General features: G+C 61.3%; 16 protein-coding genes. 8 read left to right on the top strand and 8 right to left on the bottom strand.

Annotation, left to right across the window (positions count from 1 at the left end; all coding sequences use genetic code 11):
• Positions 1-186 precede the first annotated feature (186 nt).
• Positions 187-1,833, bottom strand: a complete 1,647-nt coding sequence (gene mqo / locus ACEN8Z_RS14095) for a malate dehydrogenase (quinone) (RefSeq protein WP_495598042.1) — start codon at positions 1,831-1,833, stop codon at positions 187-189.
• Positions 1,834-2,224: 391 nt separating this feature from the next.
• On the opposite strand from mqo, the gene ilvD reads away from it, so the two are divergent.
• A complete protein-coding gene (ilvD, locus tag ACEN8Z_RS14090; protein ID WP_495598041.1) occupies positions 2,225-3,907 on the top strand; it encodes a dihydroxy-acid dehydratase in 1,683 nt (560 codons plus the stop codon).
• A 215-nt stretch (positions 3,908-4,122) separates the two neighbouring features.
• Here the strand turns inward: ilvD and ACEN8Z_RS14085 are convergent, their stop codons facing one another.
• On the bottom strand, positions 4,123-4,773 hold the full coding sequence (locus ACEN8Z_RS14085) for a DUF2238 domain-containing protein (RefSeq protein ID WP_495598040.1): 651 nt from the start codon (positions 4,771-4,773) through the stop codon (positions 4,123-4,125).
• A gap of 157 nt (positions 4,774-4,930) precedes the next feature.
• Here ACEN8Z_RS14085 and ACEN8Z_RS14080 point away from each other — a divergent pair, with 157 nt between their 5' ends.
• Positions 4,931-5,362, top strand: coding sequence for a nuclear transport factor 2 family protein (locus ACEN8Z_RS14080; RefSeq protein ID WP_495598039.1), 432 nt, complete (start codon positions 4,931-4,933; stop codon positions 5,360-5,362).
• An 85-nt stretch (positions 5,363-5,447) separates the two neighbouring features.
• Here the strand turns inward: ACEN8Z_RS14080 and ACEN8Z_RS14075 are convergent, their stop codons facing one another.
• Entirely contained in the window at positions 5,448-6,263 is an 816-nt protein-coding gene (locus tag ACEN8Z_RS14075; RefSeq protein ID WP_495598038.1) for a helix-turn-helix domain-containing protein, read from the bottom strand.
• Between the two features lie 133 nt (positions 6,264-6,396).
• Here ACEN8Z_RS14075 and ACEN8Z_RS14070 point away from each other — a divergent pair, with 133 nt between their 5' ends.
• Both ACEN8Z_RS14070 and grxC read left to right on the top strand, forming a co-directional pair.
• Positions 6,397-6,915: a carboxymuconolactone decarboxylase family protein gene (locus tag ACEN8Z_RS14070; RefSeq protein ID WP_495598037.1), complete on the top strand. Its 519-nt coding sequence runs from the start codon at positions 6,397-6,399 to the stop codon at positions 6,913-6,915.
• A gap of 26 nt (positions 6,916-6,941) precedes the next feature.
• Complete coding sequence (gene grxC / locus ACEN8Z_RS14065) at positions 6,942-7,193, top strand: glutaredoxin 3 (protein WP_007998610.1); 252 nt, start codon at positions 6,942-6,944, stop codon at positions 7,191-7,193.
• 5 nt (positions 7,194-7,198) lie between these two features.
• Here grxC and ACEN8Z_RS14060 read toward each other — a convergent pair whose 3' ends face one another.
• Positions 7,199-8,287 (bottom strand): polyamine ABC transporter substrate-binding protein, encoded by a 1,089-nt coding sequence (locus tag ACEN8Z_RS14060; RefSeq protein ID WP_495598036.1) that lies wholly within the window; start codon positions 8,285-8,287, stop codon positions 7,199-7,201.
• 54 nt (positions 8,288-8,341) lie between these two features.
• Positions 8,342-9,643 carry an NAD(P)/FAD-dependent oxidoreductase gene (locus tag ACEN8Z_RS14055; protein WP_495598035.1) on the bottom strand — a complete coding sequence of 434 codons (1,302 nt, stop codon included), beginning with the start codon at positions 9,641-9,643 and terminating at the stop codon, positions 8,342-8,344.
• 163 nt (positions 9,644-9,806) lie between these two features.
• Between ACEN8Z_RS14055 and ACEN8Z_RS14050 the strand changes: the two genes are divergently transcribed.
• A complete protein-coding gene (locus tag ACEN8Z_RS14050; protein WP_495598034.1) occupies positions 9,807-10,694 on the top strand; it encodes a LysR substrate-binding domain-containing protein in 888 nt (295 codons plus the stop codon).
• Between the two features lie 247 nt (positions 10,695-10,941).
• Here ACEN8Z_RS14050 and ACEN8Z_RS14045 read toward each other — a convergent pair whose 3' ends face one another.
• The 3 genes from ACEN8Z_RS14045 to ACEN8Z_RS14035 are packed head-to-tail and all read right to left on the bottom strand — an operon-like array spanning position 10,942 to position 13,915.
• Positions 10,942-12,450, bottom strand: a complete 1,509-nt coding sequence (locus tag ACEN8Z_RS14045) for a tripartite tricarboxylate transporter permease (protein WP_495598033.1) — start codon at positions 12,448-12,450, stop codon at positions 10,942-10,944.
• 15 nt (positions 12,451-12,465) lie between these two features.
• Positions 12,466-12,948, bottom strand: coding sequence for a tripartite tricarboxylate transporter TctB family protein (locus tag ACEN8Z_RS14040; protein WP_495598032.1), 483 nt, complete (start codon positions 12,946-12,948; stop codon positions 12,466-12,468).
• 1 nt (position 12,949) lies between these two features.
• Positions 12,950-13,915 carry a Bug family tripartite tricarboxylate transporter substrate binding protein gene (locus ACEN8Z_RS14035; RefSeq protein ID WP_495598031.1) on the bottom strand — a complete coding sequence of 322 codons (966 nt, stop codon included), beginning with the start codon at positions 13,913-13,915 and terminating at the stop codon, positions 12,950-12,952.
• 392 nt (positions 13,916-14,307) lie between these two features.
• Here ACEN8Z_RS14035 and ACEN8Z_RS14030 point away from each other — a divergent pair, with 392 nt between their 5' ends.
• From ACEN8Z_RS14030 to ACEN8Z_RS14020, 3 genes are all read left to right on the top strand, one after another.
• A complete protein-coding gene (locus tag ACEN8Z_RS14030; RefSeq protein WP_495598030.1) occupies positions 14,308-14,565 on the top strand; it encodes a DUF2790 domain-containing protein in 258 nt (85 codons plus the stop codon).
• Positions 14,566-14,649: 84 nt separating this feature from the next.
• Positions 14,650-15,321 carry a heavy metal response regulator transcription factor gene (locus ACEN8Z_RS14025; RefSeq protein ID WP_008001318.1) on the top strand — a complete coding sequence of 224 codons (672 nt, stop codon included), beginning with the start codon at positions 14,650-14,652 and terminating at the stop codon, positions 15,319-15,321.
• 8 nt (positions 15,322-15,329) lie between these two features.
• Entirely contained in the window at positions 15,330-16,760 is a 1,431-nt protein-coding gene (locus ACEN8Z_RS14020; protein ID WP_495598029.1) for a heavy metal sensor histidine kinase, read from the top strand.
• The last annotated feature ends 9 nt before the right edge of the window (positions 16,761-16,769 follow it).

The following is a 16,769-nucleotide window of genomic DNA, read 5'->3' as shown; positions in this document are numbered from 1 at the left end:
AAACCAGTATCCTCAGGGCCAAACTGTCTGCTTCTCATTGAGCGTCAGCGACTTGACAATTGATGACAGTCCCCCGTGAAGGCCGGCGTAGACACTCCGGGTTCAAAGCGTTGCCTGTGCCATCGCCCACAAAAAAGCCCACTGACCGTCGCCGGTTCAGTGGGCTTTTTTTGATCCGGCGTCTAGTTACAGAGCCATATCACTCGCAGCATTAGCCTTCGGTGCCTTAACAGCAGTGTCGACAGTCACTGGCTTCACAGCCGGTGCGATCACCGCAGGTGGCGGAGTCAGTTCCAGCACCTTGGCGGTGTAGGCCCACTCTTCAGCAACCTTCTCAGGGCTGTTGTTCAGCTGGGTGCCGTAGCTCGGCACGATCTGGTGCAGTTTTGCCTGCCACTCAGGTGTCGCGACCTTGTCCTTGAACACTTTCTGCAGCACGGTCAGCATGATCGGTGCGGCGGTCGATGCGCCTGGGGAGGCGCCCAGCAGGCCGGCGATGCTGCCGTCTTGCGAAGCGACGATCTCGGTGCCCAGTTTCAGCACGCCACCGGCGGCTTCATCACGCTTGATGATCTGCACGCGCTGGCCGGCTTGCCACAGGCGCCAGTCTTCAGCCTTGGCGTTAGGGAAGTATTCTTTCAGGGCGCTCATGCGGTCTTCGTCAGACAGCATCAGCTGGCCTGCAAGGTACTCGACCAGCGGGTATTCCTTGATGCCGACCTTGGTCATTGGCCACACGTTGTGCGTGGTGGTGGTGGTCAGCAGGTCCAGGTACGAGCCTTCCTTGAGGAACTTGGTGCTGAAGGTCGCGAACGGGCCAAACAGGATCACGCGCTTGCCGTCCAGCACGCGGGTGTCCAGGTGCGGAACCGACATCGGCGGTGCGCCCACCGAAGCCTTGCCGTAGGCCTTGGCCAGGTGTTGCTCGGCGATGGTCGGGTTCTCGGTCACCAGGAACGAGCCGCCCACCGGGAAGCCTGCGTATTCCTTGGCTTCAGGAATGCCGGACTTCTGCAGCAGGTGCAGGGCACCGCCGCCGGCGCCGATGAACACGAACTTGGCGTCGGTTTCGGTTTTGCTGCCGTCTTTCAGGTTTTTGTAGCTGACGCGCCAGCTGCCGTCTTCGTTCCGGGTGATGTCCTGCACTTCGCTGGACAGCTTCAAGTCGAATTTCGGCGTGGTTTGCAGGTGCGCAACGAACTGACGGGTGATTTCGCCGAAGTTCATGTCGGTGCCGAGCGGGCTCCAGGTGGCCGCGATCTTCTGGTTCGGGTCACGCCCTTCCATCATCAGCGGCACCCACTGCTTGATCACAGCCGGGTCTTCGGAGTACTGCATGCCAGCGAACAGCGGGCTCGCTTGCAGGGCTTCGTAGCGTTTTTTCAGGAACTTGATGTTGTCATCGCCCCACACGAAGCTCATGTGCGGAGTGAAGTTGATGAACGAACGCGGGTTCTTCAGCACGCCTTGCTGAACCTGCCAGGCCCAGAACTGACGGGAGATCTGGAAGGCTTCGTTGATTTCAACGGCTTTCGGGATCGAAACCTTGCCGTTCTCGTCTTCCGGGGTGTAGTTCAGTTCGGCCAGGGCGGAGTGACCGGTACCGGCGTTGTTCCAGCCGTTGGAGCTTTCCTGGGCGACGCCATCGAGGCGCTCGACCATTTCCATCGACATGCCAGGTTCCAGCTCATTGAGCCACACACCCAGGGTCGCGCTCATGATGCCGCCGCCAATCAGCAGCACATCGACTTTCTTTGCCTCTTGCGCGTAGACCGAAGTCATCCCCATCGCCAAAGCCAGCCCCAGCAGGGCCGTGTTCACTTTCTTAAACATCTGTAGCACCTATGATAAAACGCCATCCGCCCTTCCATCCTCATGCGCACAGCCCCATGTTTCTCGGCAGTCACGGGTGCGGCACTCAAGGATTGCAGGGTGGGCACACAAGGCCGACGAACCGCATCGACCCCAGTTTAATGTCCCTTCTGAACTGACTTTTTATCTTTATTGGCTTCAGCTACTTGAGCGACAGTGATTCCGTCGGCACGTCTTGCGGACATGCAAACTGAATAGGTCAAACCAAGTTGGCGCGCAGAATATCACGACAAGGCTTACCCGCGCGTCTGTTCCCGACCGGTTAGTCCGGGCCCGGGCGCCGGGCCTTCTATACTCATCCTGTTTTTCACCATGAGTGCGTGAGGAACAGCCATGAGCGATAGGAGCAGTCATGAGCGACAAAGACGATCTGCGCAAGTACTCCTCTCAAGTGATCGACGGCGTGGAGGCCGCACCGGCACGCGCCATGTTGCGGGCCGTGGGCTTTACCGATGCAGACTTCCAGAAACCGCAGATCGGCATCGCCTCGACCTGGGCCATGGTCACGCCCTGCAATATGCACATCGACAAGCTGGCGCTTGAAGCCGAAAAAGGCGCGAATGCCGCGGGCGCCAAGGGCGTGATCTTCAACACCATCACCATTTCCGACGGCATCGCCAACGGCACCGAAGGCATGAAGTATTCGCTGGTGTCCCGCGAGGTGATCGCCGACTCCATTGAAGTGGTCACCGGTTGCGAGGGATTTGATGGCCTGGTGACCATCGGCGGCTGCGACAAGAACATGCCGGGCTGCCTGATCGGCATGGCACGGCTGAATCGCCCGTCGATCTTTGTCTATGGCGGCACCATCCAGCCGGGGGCCGGCCACACCGACATCATTTCCGTGTTCGAGGCCGTGGGCCAACACGCGCGGGGCGATATCAGCGAGATCCAGGTCAAGCAGATTGAAGAGGTGGCGATTCCCGGCCCCGGTTCCTGCGGCGGCATGTACACCGCCAACACCATGGCCTCGGCCATTGAAGCATTGGGCATGAGCCTGCCCGGTTCCAGCTCCCAGGACGCCATTGGCGGCGACAAGGCCTCGGACAGCTTCCGTGCCGGACAGCAGGTCATGGAGCTGCTCAAGCTCGACCTCAAACCTCGCGACATCATGACCCGCAAAGCCTTCGAGAATGCCATTCGCGTGGTGATCGCCCTCGCCGGCTCGACCAACGCCGTGCTGCATTTGCTGGCCATGGCCAACGCAGTGGATGTCGAGTTGACCCTGGATGACTTCGTCGAGCTGGGCAAGATGTCCCCGGTGGTCGCCGACCTGCGCCCCAGCGGCAAGTACATGATGAGCGAGCTGGTAGCCATCGGCGGCATTCAACCGCTGATGAAGCGCATGCTGGATGCCGGCATGCTGCACGGCGATGTGCTGACCGTCACCGGCCAGACCCTGGCGGAAAACCTGGCAACCGTGCCCGACTACCCGGCCGGCCAGGACGTGATCCGGCCTTTCGACCAGCCGATCAAGAAGGACTCCCACCTCGTCATCCTGCGCGGCAACCTCTCGCCCACCGGTGCCGTGGCCAAGATCACCGGCAAGGAAGGCCTGCGCTTTGAAGGCACGGCACGGGTCTATCACGGCGAGGAAGGTGCGCTGGCCGGCATTCTCAATGGCGAAGTCCAGCCCGGCGAAGTGATCGTGATCCGCTACGAAGGGCCCAAGGGCGGCCCGGGCATGCGCGAAATGCTGTCACCGACGTCGGCGGTCATGGGCAAGGGCCTGGGCAAGGAAGTGGCGCTGATCACCGACGGGCGTTTTTCCGGTGGCTCACACGGTTTCGTGGTCGGTCATATCACGCCGGAGGCCTTTGAAGGCGGGCCGATTGCGCTGGTCGAGAATGGCGACAGGATCATCATCGATGCCGAAACCCGGCAGATCACGGTGGATGTCTCCGATGCCGTGCTGGCCGAGCGCAAGTCGCGTTGGGTGCGCCCGGAATCGAAATACAAGCGCGGGGTGTTGGCCAAGTATGCGAAGACCGTGTCCAGTGCTTCGGAGGGGGCTGTGACGGATAAGTATCTGTAGGGCCTCGGTCCGGAGGTGTCTGATCCAATGCCATCGCGAGCAGGCTCGCTCCCACAATGGATCTTCGGCAAGTGGAGATCAACTGTGGGAGCGAGCTTGCTCGCGATGGCGTCCTGTCAGGCAACCTCTACCTCACAGTCGAAACCGATCCAACGACCGCGACAACTCCCCCGCCAGGCTCGACAGTTCATCCGCGGTCGAAGCCACCTGCCCGATCACCCAGCAGTTGTCACCGCTTGTTTTTGCGCCTTGCCGAGCAAAGACACCAGCAACAGGCTGGCAAACGCTCCGGCGACCGCGATGGCCATGTCCTTTTGCGAGTCCCAGGGATCGTTTTGTGCACCGACGAAGGCATTTGCCGTGTCATTGCCCAGGAAGGCACCGCCGATCCATTCCACCAGTTCGTACACGGCGGATGTCGACAGCATGATGTTCAGGGTCACGAAAAACAGCCAGAACCGACGCAGCGGAGTCAGGCGCCACAGGACTTCGCGCACCGGATAAGCCAGTAGCAGCCCATAGCTCAAATGCACCAGTCGGTCGTAGTGATTGCGGTGCACACCTGACGCCCGGTCGAAACTGAAGCCCAACCACGCCGAAGACCATTGATCGTAAGGCACCAGGGAATAGGTGTAGTGGGCGCCCAGTTCATGAACGCACAGAAACGCAAACACCAGCGTGATGGACGTCGCAGACAAGCGAAACCAGCGAGAAACCGCCACCAACGTCCCCACCAGCAACAGTACCAGCAGGTTTTCCAGCGCCCAGTCCACCCGGCTGCGGGGTGAAAAACCCGACACCACGACAATCAGCAGAAACACCATCAGCAACGTCAGGTCGTGCCGTAAACGCGAGTGAGGCTGCATGGCTGAATACCTCGAAGTCAGGACATCGCCCTTTTAACTTCGAGGCAAGGTCGCCAGGCAAGTTCGCTTTTTTCCACCATCGCATGATAGGTTGTACGATAACTGACGAATTATCGTGCAGTCGTCTCGCTATCCCTACAACAACAAGGAAACACCCATGAAAAAAGCAAAAGTACTGATTGGTTTTCTGTGCCTGTTCAGCGGCTACGTCGCCGCCACCCCGGTTGCCGCGGACAAGGACGTGGCCCAGGCTGTCGACCACCTGACCCAGGCCATGTTGCACAAGGACATTGCGGAACTGAACGCCTTGACCGCCGACAACCTGACCTACGGGCATTCCAGCGGCAAGATTCAGGACAAGACGGCCTTCATCGCCGACATCGAAACCGGCAAAAGCGCCTTCAAGACGCTTGAGATGCAGAACCAGACCATTACCGTCTCAGGTGATGTCGCGCTGGTCCGCCACCACTTCTCGGCGCAAGCGCTGAAAGGCACTGAAGTGGTGCCAACCGAAATCGAAAACTTCCAGATCTGGCAAAAGCAGGACGGTAAATGGCTGTTGGTGGGACGGCAGGCATTCAAGTTCTGATGCGTTCGTAAGGCAACCGCAAATACTGTGGGAGCGGCGGTGCGGCGATCCGACTTGCTCGCTCCCACAGGGGGATTTGCGGTGGTCAGTTGCTCTTCCACTCCCTGGGGCTGAGCCCGGTTTTGCGCCGAAACGCCCGGGCCAGCGCCGAGGGGCTTTCGTAGCCGACTTCCTCGGCGATCAGCGCAATCGGCCGGCCCTCGCGCAGGCGTTTCTGCGCCAGACTGATGCGCCAGCTCACCAGATAATCCACCGGCGTCTGCCCGACCACCCGGCGAAAGTGTTCGGCGAAGCTGGCCCGCGACATGTTGGCGGCGACCGAGAGTTCGGCCACGGTCCAGGCCTTGGCCGGGGTTTGATGCATCAGGCTCAGGGGGCGCGACAGGCGCGCATCGGCGAGGCCGGCCATCATTCCCGGTTGCTGGCCCGTGGTGCTCAATATGTGCCGCAATAACAGAATCACCAAGAGTTCGAACAGGCGATCCATCACCGCTTCGCGCCCGCATGTACCGTCAAATGCCTCATTGAACAGCCATTCCAGGGTCCCGGCCAAGGTCGGGATTTCGTCGAGCTTGAGCACCAGGTAATCCGGCAGCGCCGCCGCCAGGGCATTGCCCGCACCGCCGTCGAAATCCAGGGTCGCGCACACCAGTTGAGTGCCGGTCCCTTCAGCAGCGAACAGGCGATGCCGATAGGGCCGGGGGAAAAAGATCAGGCTCGGCTCGGTCAGTTGCAGGTCCGGCTGATCGCCCATCTTGAGCAGCAACTCGCCCGCCTGGAGCAGGTGCAGGTGACCGCTGGCCTGTTGGCCGTCGTAGGCGGCGGTGCCGCAGAACGTACCGCTATGGAAAGTGCCGGCATTGACGCCGAAGTGTGTGAGCAACGTGGACAAGCGATCCATGACAGACTCCCGCAAGCAGTTCTGGACGATCTGTCGCATATCCTCGACGATTTGCACCCAACAAGCCAGAACCAATCCCTAACATCAGCTCCGTACCCAGCGCATACCGCGCTTCACACTACGGAGTATCACCATGACCCGCATTGCCCCGATCAGCCTGGAACACGCCACCGACGCCACCCGCCCGCTGCTGGAAGGCGTGCAGAAGAAAATCGGCTTTCTGCCCAATGTCTTCAAAGTATTGGCACACGCCCCGGCGGTGCTGGCCTCATACCTGCAAAATTCGGCGGCACTGGGCAAGACGTCCCTGAGTGCTACGGAAAAAGAAGCGGTATCCCTCGCCACGTCGCAGGTCAATGGCTGCGACTACTGCCTCGCCGCTCACACGCTGTTTGCCAGCAAAGCCGGGCTATCGGGCCAGGACATCCTCAGCGCCCGTCAGGGTGAACTCAACGCCTATGCCACCCTCGCCCGTCAGGTCACCGAGAGCCGTGGCCACCTGACCGTCGAGCAGATCACCGCAGCCCGTACTGCCGGCATCGACGACGGCAAGATCATCGAAGTGATCGCCCTCGTGGCTTCGCAAACGCTGACCAACTACCTGAACAACACAGCGCTGACCGACATCGACTTCCCGGCCATCGACGCCTGAATGACTTGAATGACGGAGTACCCACCATGAACACCGTGACCTTGTACACCACTGACACCTGCCCATACTGCCGCAACGCCAAGGCATTGCTCGCCAGCAAAGGCGCCGTAATGGAAGAAATCAACATCCAGCGCAAGCCCGAAAAGTTCGAGGAAATGCTCAGCCGCAGCAACCGCCGCAGCGTGCCGCAGATTTTCATCGGCGACACGCACATCGGCGGCTTCGACGACCTGGCCAAACTGGACCGTCAGGGCGGGTTGATGTCGATGCTGGCCTGAGTCAGTCAGGTATTGGTTTTCAGCTTGGTCCACAAGCGCGTGCTGAGGCGTGCAATGGCCGCGGGCAAGTCCTCAACGGTAAACAGCTTGTCCATCACGGTTTTCGGCGGATAGATCGCCAGGTCCTGCTTCACCGCCGGATCGACGAAGGCATCCGCCGCACTGTTGGGGTTGGCGTAATGGATGCTGTTGCTGATGTTGGCAATTACCTTCGGCTCCAACAGGTAGTTCATGTAGGCGTAGCCGTTCTTCTCATGCGGTGCGCTCTTGGGCATGACCACCATGTCCAGCCACAACGTGGAACCTTCCTCCGGGATCGAGTAGGCAATATCGATCCCGTTCTTGGCTTCCCTGGCGCTGGCGGCGGCCTGCACGATATCGCCGTTGAAACCGATCACCGCGCAGACGTTGCCATTGGCCAGGTCGCTGATGTACTTGGATGCGTGGAAGTACTGAACGTATGGGCGGATCTTCAGCAACGCCTGCTCGGCTTTCTTGTAGTCGGCCGGTTCGTGGCTGTGGGGTGGCAGGCCCAGGTAATTGAGAGTGATCGGCAGGATCTGCGTCGGGTTGTCGATGATCGCCACACCGCACTCGCTGAGTTTCTTGATGTTGTTCTCGTCGAAAAACAGGCTCCAGGAACGGGTGACATCGGTGTTGCCGAAAATCGCCTTGATCTTCTCCACGTTGTAGCCGATGCCCGCCGTGCCCCACATGTAGGGGTAGCCGTACTGGTTGCCCGGATCATTGACCTCAAGCTTCTTCATCAGCGCCGGGTCGAGGTTTTTCCAGTTGGGCAGCTGGCTCTTGTCGAGTTTCTGGATGGCACCGGCCTTGATCAGGCGCGACAGGAAGTGGTTCGACGGGCTGACCACGTCATACCCGGTGTTGCCGGTCATCAGCTTCGATTCCAGCACTTCGTTGCTGTCGTGAATGTCGTAGGTCGCCTTGATCCCGGTGTCCTTGGTGAAACTGGCCAGGGTGTCGTCGGCGATGTAGCCGTTCCAGTTGGAAATGTTGACGGTTTCGTCGGCATGGGTGGCGGCGGAAAACGTCGAGATCAGGGCCACAAGGGAAAGCGTATTGACGCGCATGTTGAATCACCTTCGATGGGAAGTGCTTTTGTTCTTGTTGTGAAATGGGTGTTTTCAGATTTCGCTTTTGGCCCGGACCGTTTCCACGCGCATACGCAGCATGGCACCGATGTCGAGCAACGGCTTGGGCGGCAGCCAGCCGGGTTGCGCCCGGGCGATGACCGATTGCAGCAACGGTGAATCACCGCCCGACGCCAGTTCCGCCAGCAAGCGGCCCCACAGCGTGCCCCGCGCCACTCCGGAGCCATTGCACCCGGCCACGGCAAACACGCCCTCCTCGACTTTGCCGAAATACGGCTGCCCGGAGCGCGAAGCGCTGAGATGGCCGGTCCAGGTGTATTCAATGTCCCGCTCGCCGAGCATCGGGAAACGCCGTTGCAACCCCAGCACATGGTGCTGGCGGCGGGCCGATAATTCGTCCAGGGACAAATCCCGGGAGCGGTATTCCGCGGTGTTGCGGATCATCACCCGGCGATCCGGGGTCAGGCGCACCGTGGCACCAAGCGGTCGGGTAGACAGCACGCCCCAGGGCGCTGGCGCTCCGAGCGCTTGAAACTCTTGATCGCTGAGTGGCCGCGTGAGGCTGGCGCTGAGTTCCATCGCGAAGGTGCCGCTGTCATCGATACCCGAGCGAGGGATAAAGGCGTTCAGACAGACCAATATTTGTTTTGCCTCTACGCAGCCGTTTTGGCCCCGGGCGCGAATTCGGCCGTTGCCCAGGCGCTCAAGACCTGTGATATCGGTGTTCTCGTAGACCGTCACTTGCTGCGGCAAGGCATCGAGCAAGCCCCTCACGTACTTCGCCGGTTGCAGCAGCGCATTGCCGTTACCGCACCAGATCGCGGCGCGGTAGTGCCGGGTGCCGAGTTTCTCCTTCAGCGCCTCGCCTTGCAGAAACTGCGCGCTGGCGCCAACGGCACGCAGGGTCTGCAACTTGGCCTCGACGTGGGTCAGCTTGCGTGGATCGCTGACGGCAAAGAAATAGCCCGATTCCCTGAAGTCGCATTCGATGCCATGGCGGGCAATCTGCTTGCGGACTTCGTCGGCAGCTGCGCGGCCGATTGACGTATCCACTTGATACCCGGCGAACCCGGCGCAGCCCGACAACTCGCCAACGGCGGGATGCTCATGGGCCACCACAAAACCGGAATTGCGCGCCGAAGCGCCTTGCGCAGCCCGCTGCCGGTCGACGACCACGATGCGCGCCCGGGGATGCATTTGCGCCAGGGCGTGGGCGGCACTCAGCCCGGTGATGCCGGCACCGATCACCAGCCAATCGGCTTGCTGCGTGCCTTTGAGCGGCTCGCGCAAGGGTGAACTCCCCGCTTGCGCAATCCAGCCACAGATATTTTCCATGCGTCACCTCAGGTTCTTGTTCTGCGAACCGTCTCGTTCCAAAGCAGCAGTGCATGCATGATTCGCATGAGCGCTTTGCGGCGACGGTCACCATGACTAGAATCTAAAGGGCCCATACAAAGACAACCAACGTTATTAAATCATCGAGGCATTCTGAAAACGCATGGATAAGATTCGCCACGTGCCCTCGCTACAGGGCTTGCAAGCTTTGGTCGAAGTCGCCGGGTCAGGCAGCTTCACGCAAGCGGCGCAAAAGCTCTGCCTGACCCAGAGCGCCGTGAGCCGACAAATCCAGCAACTGGAGAGCCACTTTGGCATGCCGCTGTTTGTCAGGAGCAGCCGCAGCATTCAACTGACCGCGGAGGGCGAACAGGTACTGGCCAGCGCCCGCAGCATCCTCGAACAGTTGCGGACCCTCGAAGACCGACTCGCGCCGCAAAAACGCCCGTTCCGCATTCGCATGCACGTGTCACTGGCGGTGCGCTGGTTGCTGCCCAAACTGAGCGACTTCTACCGGCATCACCCGGACGTATCCCTGGCAATTGAAACCGTGGCCACCGAAGTGGTTGAACCGGCCAGTGACAGTGACGCCTATATCCTTTACCTGCCCGAGCCGTCCGGCGCCGCGGATTGCCTGACCCTGTTCGAAGAAGCGTTGGTGCCCGTGTGCGCACCAGGCCTGGGCACCCCGGCCCGGCCATTGGCTTCGCTGGAGGATCTGTCGGGGTTCGCATTGCTGCATCGCTCAAGCGATCAGCATGACTGGCAGGACTGGTTGTCCGCCAACGGCGGCAAGTCGTTGAACGACTATCGGCACATCCCCTTCAACCTCGACGAACTGGCACTCGATGCCGCCGCGCGGGGGCTGGGGGTGGCGATGACCGACATGACCCTGGCGGGCGAGTCGATCCAGCGCGGCGAACTGGTGATTCCGTTCGGCGAACCGTTGAAGACCCGGGGGATTTACTCGCTGTGCCTGCAACCCTCGGCGGCATCGCATCCGGCCTGTGCGCCGGTGATGCAGTGGTTCACCGCGCAAACCACTGCATGACCCTGTGGGAGCGGCGGTGCGGCGATCCGACTTGCTCGCGAAAGCGTCGGGTCAGTTGACATTTATTTCGCTGACACACCGTTTTCGCGAGCAAGCCCGCTCCCACAGGGTTAGTGGGTGTACGCAGTACTCGTGAACGACCGAAATTACTGTGGGAGCGGGCTTGCCCGCGAAGGCGTCGGGTCAGTTGATATTTACTTCGCTGACACACCGCTTTCGCGAGCAAGCCCGCTCCCACAGGGGGGCCTCAATCATCCTCATGCAACTTGATGCCGCGTTTATGCAACACATAGGGCACCACCAGCACCAGCAGCGTCAGGGCGAGGAAAAACGCCGAGATCGGTTGCGTGACGAACACCGTCCAGTCGCCCTGACCGATGGACAAGGCGTTGCGCAGTTGTTTCTCAGCCATCGGCCCCAGCAACATGCCGACGATCACCGGGGCGACGGGGAAGTCGAACCGCCGCATCAACACCCCGCCCCAGCCAATCGCCAACATCAGCAGCAGATCGAAGGATGAGTGGCGCATGCCGTACACGCCGATGGTGGCGAATACCAGGATGCCGGCGTTCAGGTACGGCCGGGGGATTTGCAACAGCTTGACCCACAGGCCCACCAGCGGCAGGTTCAACACCAGCAGAATAACGTTGCCGATATACAGCGAGGCCACCAGCGTCCAGACCAGCTCAGCGGAGGTTTCGAACAGCATCGGCCCCGGTTGCAGGTTGTAGTTCTGGAACGCCGCCAACAGGATCGCGGCGGTGGCGGACGTCGGGATGCCCAGGGTCAGCAACGGCACCAGGGACCCGGTCGCGCTGGCGTTGTTGGCCGCTTCCGGGCCGGCGACGCCCTCGATGGCACCCTCGCCCTTGTTGGCGGAAAACTCCTTGGGGTACTTGCTGAGCTTGCGCTCGGTGGAATAGGACAGAAAGGTCGGGATCTCGGCGCCACCGGCCGGAATCGAGCCAAACGGAAAACCGATCAGCGTGCCCCGAAGCCACGCGGGCACCGAGCGTTTCCAGTCGGCGCGGGTCATCCACAACGAGGTCAGGCGATGCCGGCCTTCGTTTGATTCCGCTTGATAGAGCAAGCTGTACAAGGCCTCGCCCACCGCGAACAGGCCGACCGCCACCAGCACCACCTCGATACCGTCCACCAGTTCGGGAACGCCCAACGTGTAGCGGGCAATACCCGAGGTCGAATCCAGTCCGATCAAACCGATGGTCAACCCGACGCCCAGCGAAGCGAACCCGCGCAGCATCGAAGCGCCGAGCACGGCCGACACGGTGGTGAACGACAACACCAGGATCGCGAAGTACTCGGTCGGGCCGAAATTCAGTGCCAGCCTGGCCACGATGGGCGCGAACAACGTCAGCAATATCGTCGCGATGGTGCCGGCCACGAAGGAGCCTATCGCCGCCGTTGCCAGCGCAGGTCCGGCCCGGCCGTTGCGGGCCATGAGGTTGCCTTCCAGGGCCGTGACCATGGAAGACGATTCGCCGGGCGTGTTAAGCAGGATAGAGGTGGTGGAGCCACCGAACTGCGCGCCGTAATAGATACCGGCGAACATGATCAAGGCGCCAGTGGGGTCGACTTTGGCAGTGATCGGCAACAACAGGGCCACCGTCAGCGCCGGACCGATCCCCGGCAACACGCCGATGGCGGTGCCGAGCAGGCAGCCGATGAAACCCCACATCAGATTGATCGGCGTCAGTGCCGAAGAAAAACCCATCGCCAGGCTTGAAAGAATGTCCACGGTGTCGAGCTCCCTTCAAATCCAGACGTTGATCAGCGGCGGCAGGGAAACCCCCAGGCCGGCGTTGAACAGCCAGTAGATCGGCAGGGTCAAGGCAATGCCGATGGCCAGGTCCCGCAAGGGATGACGGCTGCCAAAACCCCGCGCCGAACAGGCAAACAGCAACCCGGCGGCCAGCACAAAACCGATCAGGTTGATCAGCACCGCCACCCCGACAAGCCCCGCGGTCACCCAGGCCGCACCGGCTGTTCCACCGGACACCATGGCGGCATCGTTATCCAGCTCGCGAAAGCCGCCACTGATGGCCTGATACCCCAGCAGCAGCCCCACGGCCCCCAGAAACGCCGCCACGACATAGGGATAAACGTACGCCGGGAGGATGACGAACCCCATTTCCGGTGGAAAACGGTAGGCGCCCATCGCCAACATGACGCTGATGGCGATCAGGCCGATGCCGACCGCCAATTGCGTCGGTACCACTGCGCGCAGTGTGGCCATCTCAAATCAGCCCGACCTTGACCAGCATGGCGCGCAACCGCACGTGTTCTTCCTCGACGAATTTGCCGAACTCATCGCCGGTCAGCACGCTGGGCGTCCAGGCGTTGGTCTGGATGTTGTCCTGCCAGACTTTGCTGTTGCTGGCGGCCACGACCGCGTCGATCACCTCTTTACGCTGCTGCGGGGTGAGGCCCGCTGCACCGTAAACGCCGCGCCAGTTGCCGATCGTCACGTCATAGCCGCTCTCCTTGAGGGTCGGTGCTTCAATGCCGGGAACGCGCTCCGGCGCGCCGATGGCCAGGACACGGAACTGGCCGCTCTTGATGTATTGGCCGAGCTCGGCGTAACCGCCGGTGATCACCTTGAGCTGCCCGCCCAGCGCCTGGGCAACCACCTCGCCACCCCCGCCAAAGGCCACGTAGTTGACCTTGTTGACCGGCACATCCAGCTTGCCCGCCAGCTCGGCGATGCCGATGTGATCCACCGAGCCCTTGGAGCCGCCGCCCCAGGTGATGCTCGTCGGATTGGCCTTGAAGGCCTTGATCAGGTCATCGAGGGTCTTGTATTCAGACTCCTTGCGCACGGCGATCACGTTGTACTCGGTGAACAGCCGGGCAATGGGCGTCACATCCTTCAGGCTGATCTGCGGTTTGTTCTGTTCGATGCCCGCGACCATGATCGCCCCGACCACCAACAGCGCATTCGGATCGCCCTTGGTGCTGTTGGCAAATTGCGCCAGGCCCAGGGTCCCGCCCGCACCGCCCTTGTTCTCGAAGGTCACGGCCTTGGCCGTATTGGCTTCGACCATGGCCTTGCCCAGCACCCGGGCAGTCTGGTCATAACCACCGCCCACTGAACCCGGGGCCATGAATTTCACGGTATCCAGCGCGAAGGCCGGTGCGACAAGCACGGCAGCGGTCAAACCGGCGGCCATGCAGCGACTGAAACGACGGATCAAAGCGGACATGGGCATCTCCTGATTGCATTGTTTTTATAGGTGCCGTTTGCCCATCGAGGTGTTCGATGAGCATGGGCCTGCGAACAAGCTTAGGCCATGGATCCGCGGGTTGATCTGTTTTGCTGAAACCACCCGCCAACAACACCGCAACCCCCTGTGGGAGCCCCCTGTGGGAGCGAGCTTGCTCGCGATAGCGGTGTGTCAGACACGAAAATGTCGACTGACACTCCGTCATCGCGAGCAAGCTCGCTCCCACAGGGGGGGTGCGGTGTTGCGGGCGGCGTTTCATTACAACTTTGTCATCAAGTTGTTGGTCGGCTGTCCGGATCGCTTCGTTAGCCTGAACTCACTGTCAGGCCAACCACCGGCAGCCACCCTGCCCTTGTAGAGAGAGATTCGTCATGAAAATGTTGATCGCGGGTTTTGCCGCCCTGCTCGTCACCGGTTCGGCGTTTGCCGCCACCCAGCCCACCTCGCCGGTCATCCACGACAAAGACGGTTTTTATGTGCCGGTGGATGTGGCCAAAGTGCTGTCCATGACCGACCTTTCCGGCAAGTGCGGTATCGTTCCGGCGCAGTTCAACTACCTCGACCATCAGGGTCGCGAGCACCAGCTGGACTATCGGGTCCAGGGCGTAGGTTGTATTGGCGAGAATTGACCGGATGCCTGTATTCACGACTGGCCGGGCTACACTTGCGCCACTGGCTTGCCCCTGTAGCCCGACCGAATCAGGCAGATTTCCATGAATATCCTCGTAGTCGAAGACGAACCCAAGGCCGGTAATTACCTGCTCAACGGCCTGCAAGAGCTCGGATACACCGTGAGCCTGGCGCGGGACGGCGTCGATGGCCTGCACCTGGCCCTGGAACACGATTTCGACGTGATCGTGCTGGACGTGATGATGCCGAAGATGGATGGCTGGGAAGTCCTGCGCCGCTTGCGCAAGGAAGCCGATACGCCGGTGCTGTTCCTCACCGCCCGGGATGACATCGCCGACCGCATCAAAGGCCTCGAACTGGGCGCCGACGATTACCTGATCAAACCCTTCTCCTTCGCCGAACTGGTGGCGCGCCTGCGCACCCTGACCCGACGCGGTCCTACCCGGGAAGATGAACACCTGCACGTCGACGACCTGCAGATCGATGTGCTCAAGCGTCGCGTCAGCCGCGCCGGCAACCGCATCACCCTGACCAACAAGGAATTTGCCCTGTTGCACCTGTTCGCCACGCATCAGGGCGAAGTGCTGTCACGCTCGATGATCGCCTCGCGGGTCTGGGACATGAATTTCGACAGCGACACCAACGTCGTCGATGTCGCCGTGCGCCGCCTGCGCCTGAAAATCGATGATCCGTTCCCGCTCAAGTTGATCCACAGCGTGCGCGGCATCGGCTACCGCTTCGACACTCAGCCCTGAATGCCCCCATGAATGCGATGACGCCGCTGCAATCCGCCACCCGCCTCAGCCACTCCCTGACCCTGCGCCTGGCGCTGGTGTTTGCCCTGCTGGCGTTTGTCTCGCTGGCGCTGCTTGGCGTGGCGCTGTACCGCGACCTGGAACGCGAGTTGATCCGGCGCGACGACATTGCCCTGATCACCCGCATCGACCAGTTGCGTACCTTCCTCAACGACAGCAACACCCTGGACCTGATCAAGGCCAAACCGGCGCTGTTCCAGAACATGATGGGCAACCGCGAGGCCCTGCTGAGCATCGGCACCCCAGGCCAACCGCCGTTGCTGGTGGTCAACCCGGGCAACCTGAAGATGCCGGTGCTGACCCCGGTAGCCATGGATCATCGGCTGACCCTGGACGACGTGCAGCATTTGCCTAACGTCAATGGCGTGCCGTTTTCCGCCTTGGCGGCGACCATCGACTCGGGTGATCTGGGCAGCCTGCAAGTGGTGACCGGGCGCCTGATGACCGAGCGCACCGCCGTGCTCGCCGACTACCGGCTCAACGTCTACCTGTTCGCCAGTGTCGCGGCGATTCTGCTGGCGCTGTCCGGTTATGTGCTGGTGCATCGCGGCCTGTTGCCCGTGCGGCGCCTGGCCCGCCACACCCAGAGCATCGACGTCGGCAACCTCAACGAACGCCTCGACAGCCAGGGCGCGCCGCTGGAACTGTTGCCGATGATCGACGCCTTCAACGCCATGCTCGACCGCCTGGACAAAGGCTTCATACAACTGGGCCAGGTGTCGACCGACATGGCCCACGAGCTGCGCACGCCGATCAACAACCTGCTCGGCGAAACCCAGGTGGCCTTGCAACAGAACCGCAGCACCGACGCCTATCAGCAGCTGTTGGCCTCGAATGTCGAAGAACTCGAGCGCCTGGCGCGCATGCTCGACAACATGCTGTTCCTGGCCCGCACCGATCCGCGCAGTGCCTTGCGCCAGCGTCAGGAACTGGATGCCGCCGACGAAATGCAACGCATGGCCGATTATTTCGAAGGCCCGGCGACCGACGTCGGCATCTGCATCAATGCCCGGGGCAGCGGATTGATCTGGGCCGAGCCGATGCTGTTGCGTCGGGCATTGGCCAACCTGTGCGCCAACGCCATCAAATACGGCGCCCCGCATTCCGAGCTGTGCATCCACGCCAACCCGACCGCCGACGGCATCCAGGTGCAAGTGCGCAACCACGGCCCGACCATCGCGCCCCAGCATCTGCCACGGTTGTTCGAACGTTTCTACCGGGTCGACGAATCCCGCGAACGCTCGGCCCAATCCAATGGCCTGGGCCTGTCGATCGTGGCGACGATCATGCAATTGCACAACGGTGCCTGCAACGTCAGCAGTGCCGACGGCATCACCTGCTTCGAACTGTTTTTCCCGGCGCGGCAACAGCATGAGTAACGCCTGAGC

This window comes from Pseudomonas sp. Pseusp10, assembly GCF_059492225.1.
This window is presented reverse-complemented; position numbering and strand designations above follow the sequence as displayed.

Bases quoted from the DNA above. Each gene is read 5' to 3' on its own strand.
- mqo (WP_495598042.1), bottom strand. From the start codon at position 1,833: ATGTTTAAGAAAGTGAACACGGCCCTGCTGGGGCTGGCTTTGGCGATG.
- ACEN8Z_RS14025 (WP_008001318.1), top strand. From the start codon at position 14,650: ATGAATATCCTCGTAGTCGAAGACGAACCCAAGGCCGGTAATTACCTG.
- ACEN8Z_RS14050 (WP_495598034.1), top strand. From the start codon at position 9,807: ATGGATAAGATTCGCCACGTGCCCTCGCTACAGGGCTTGCAAGCTTTG.
- ACEN8Z_RS14070 (WP_495598037.1), top strand. From the start codon at position 6,397: ATGACCCGCATTGCCCCGATCAGCCTGGAACACGCCACCGACGCCACC.
- ACEN8Z_RS14060 (WP_495598036.1), bottom strand. From the start codon at position 8,287: ATGCGCGTCAATACGCTTTCCCTTGTGGCCCTGATCTCGACGTTTTCC.
- ACEN8Z_RS14080 (WP_495598039.1), top strand. From the start codon at position 4,931: ATGAAAAAAGCAAAAGTACTGATTGGTTTTCTGTGCCTGTTCAGCGGC.
- ilvD (WP_495598041.1), top strand. From the start codon at position 2,225: ATGAGCGACAAAGACGATCTGCGCAAGTACTCCTCTCAAGTGATCGAC.
- grxC (WP_007998610.1), top strand. From the start codon at position 6,942: ATGAACACCGTGACCTTGTACACCACTGACACCTGCCCATACTGCCGC.
- ACEN8Z_RS14030 (WP_495598030.1), top strand. From the start codon at position 14,308: ATGAAAATGTTGATCGCGGGTTTTGCCGCCCTGCTCGTCACCGGTTCG.
- ACEN8Z_RS14075 (WP_495598038.1), bottom strand. From the start codon at position 6,263: ATGGATCGCTTGTCCACGTTGCTCACACACTTCGGCGTCAATGCCGGC.
- ACEN8Z_RS14040 (WP_495598032.1), bottom strand. From the start codon at position 12,948: ATGGCCACACTGCGCGCAGTGGTACCGACGCAATTGGCGGTCGGCATC.
- ACEN8Z_RS14055 (WP_495598035.1), bottom strand. From the start codon at position 9,643: ATGGAAAATATCTGTGGCTGGATTGCGCAAGCGGGGAGTTCACCCTTG.
- ACEN8Z_RS14035 (WP_495598031.1), bottom strand. From the start codon at position 13,915: ATGTCCGCTTTGATCCGTCGTTTCAGTCGCTGCATGGCCGCCGGTTTG.
- ACEN8Z_RS14085 (WP_495598040.1), bottom strand. From the start codon at position 4,773: ATGCAGCCTCACTCGCGTTTACGGCACGACCTGACGTTGCTGATGGTG.
- ACEN8Z_RS14020 (WP_495598029.1), top strand. From the start codon at position 15,330: ATGAATGCGATGACGCCGCTGCAATCCGCCACCCGCCTCAGCCACTCC.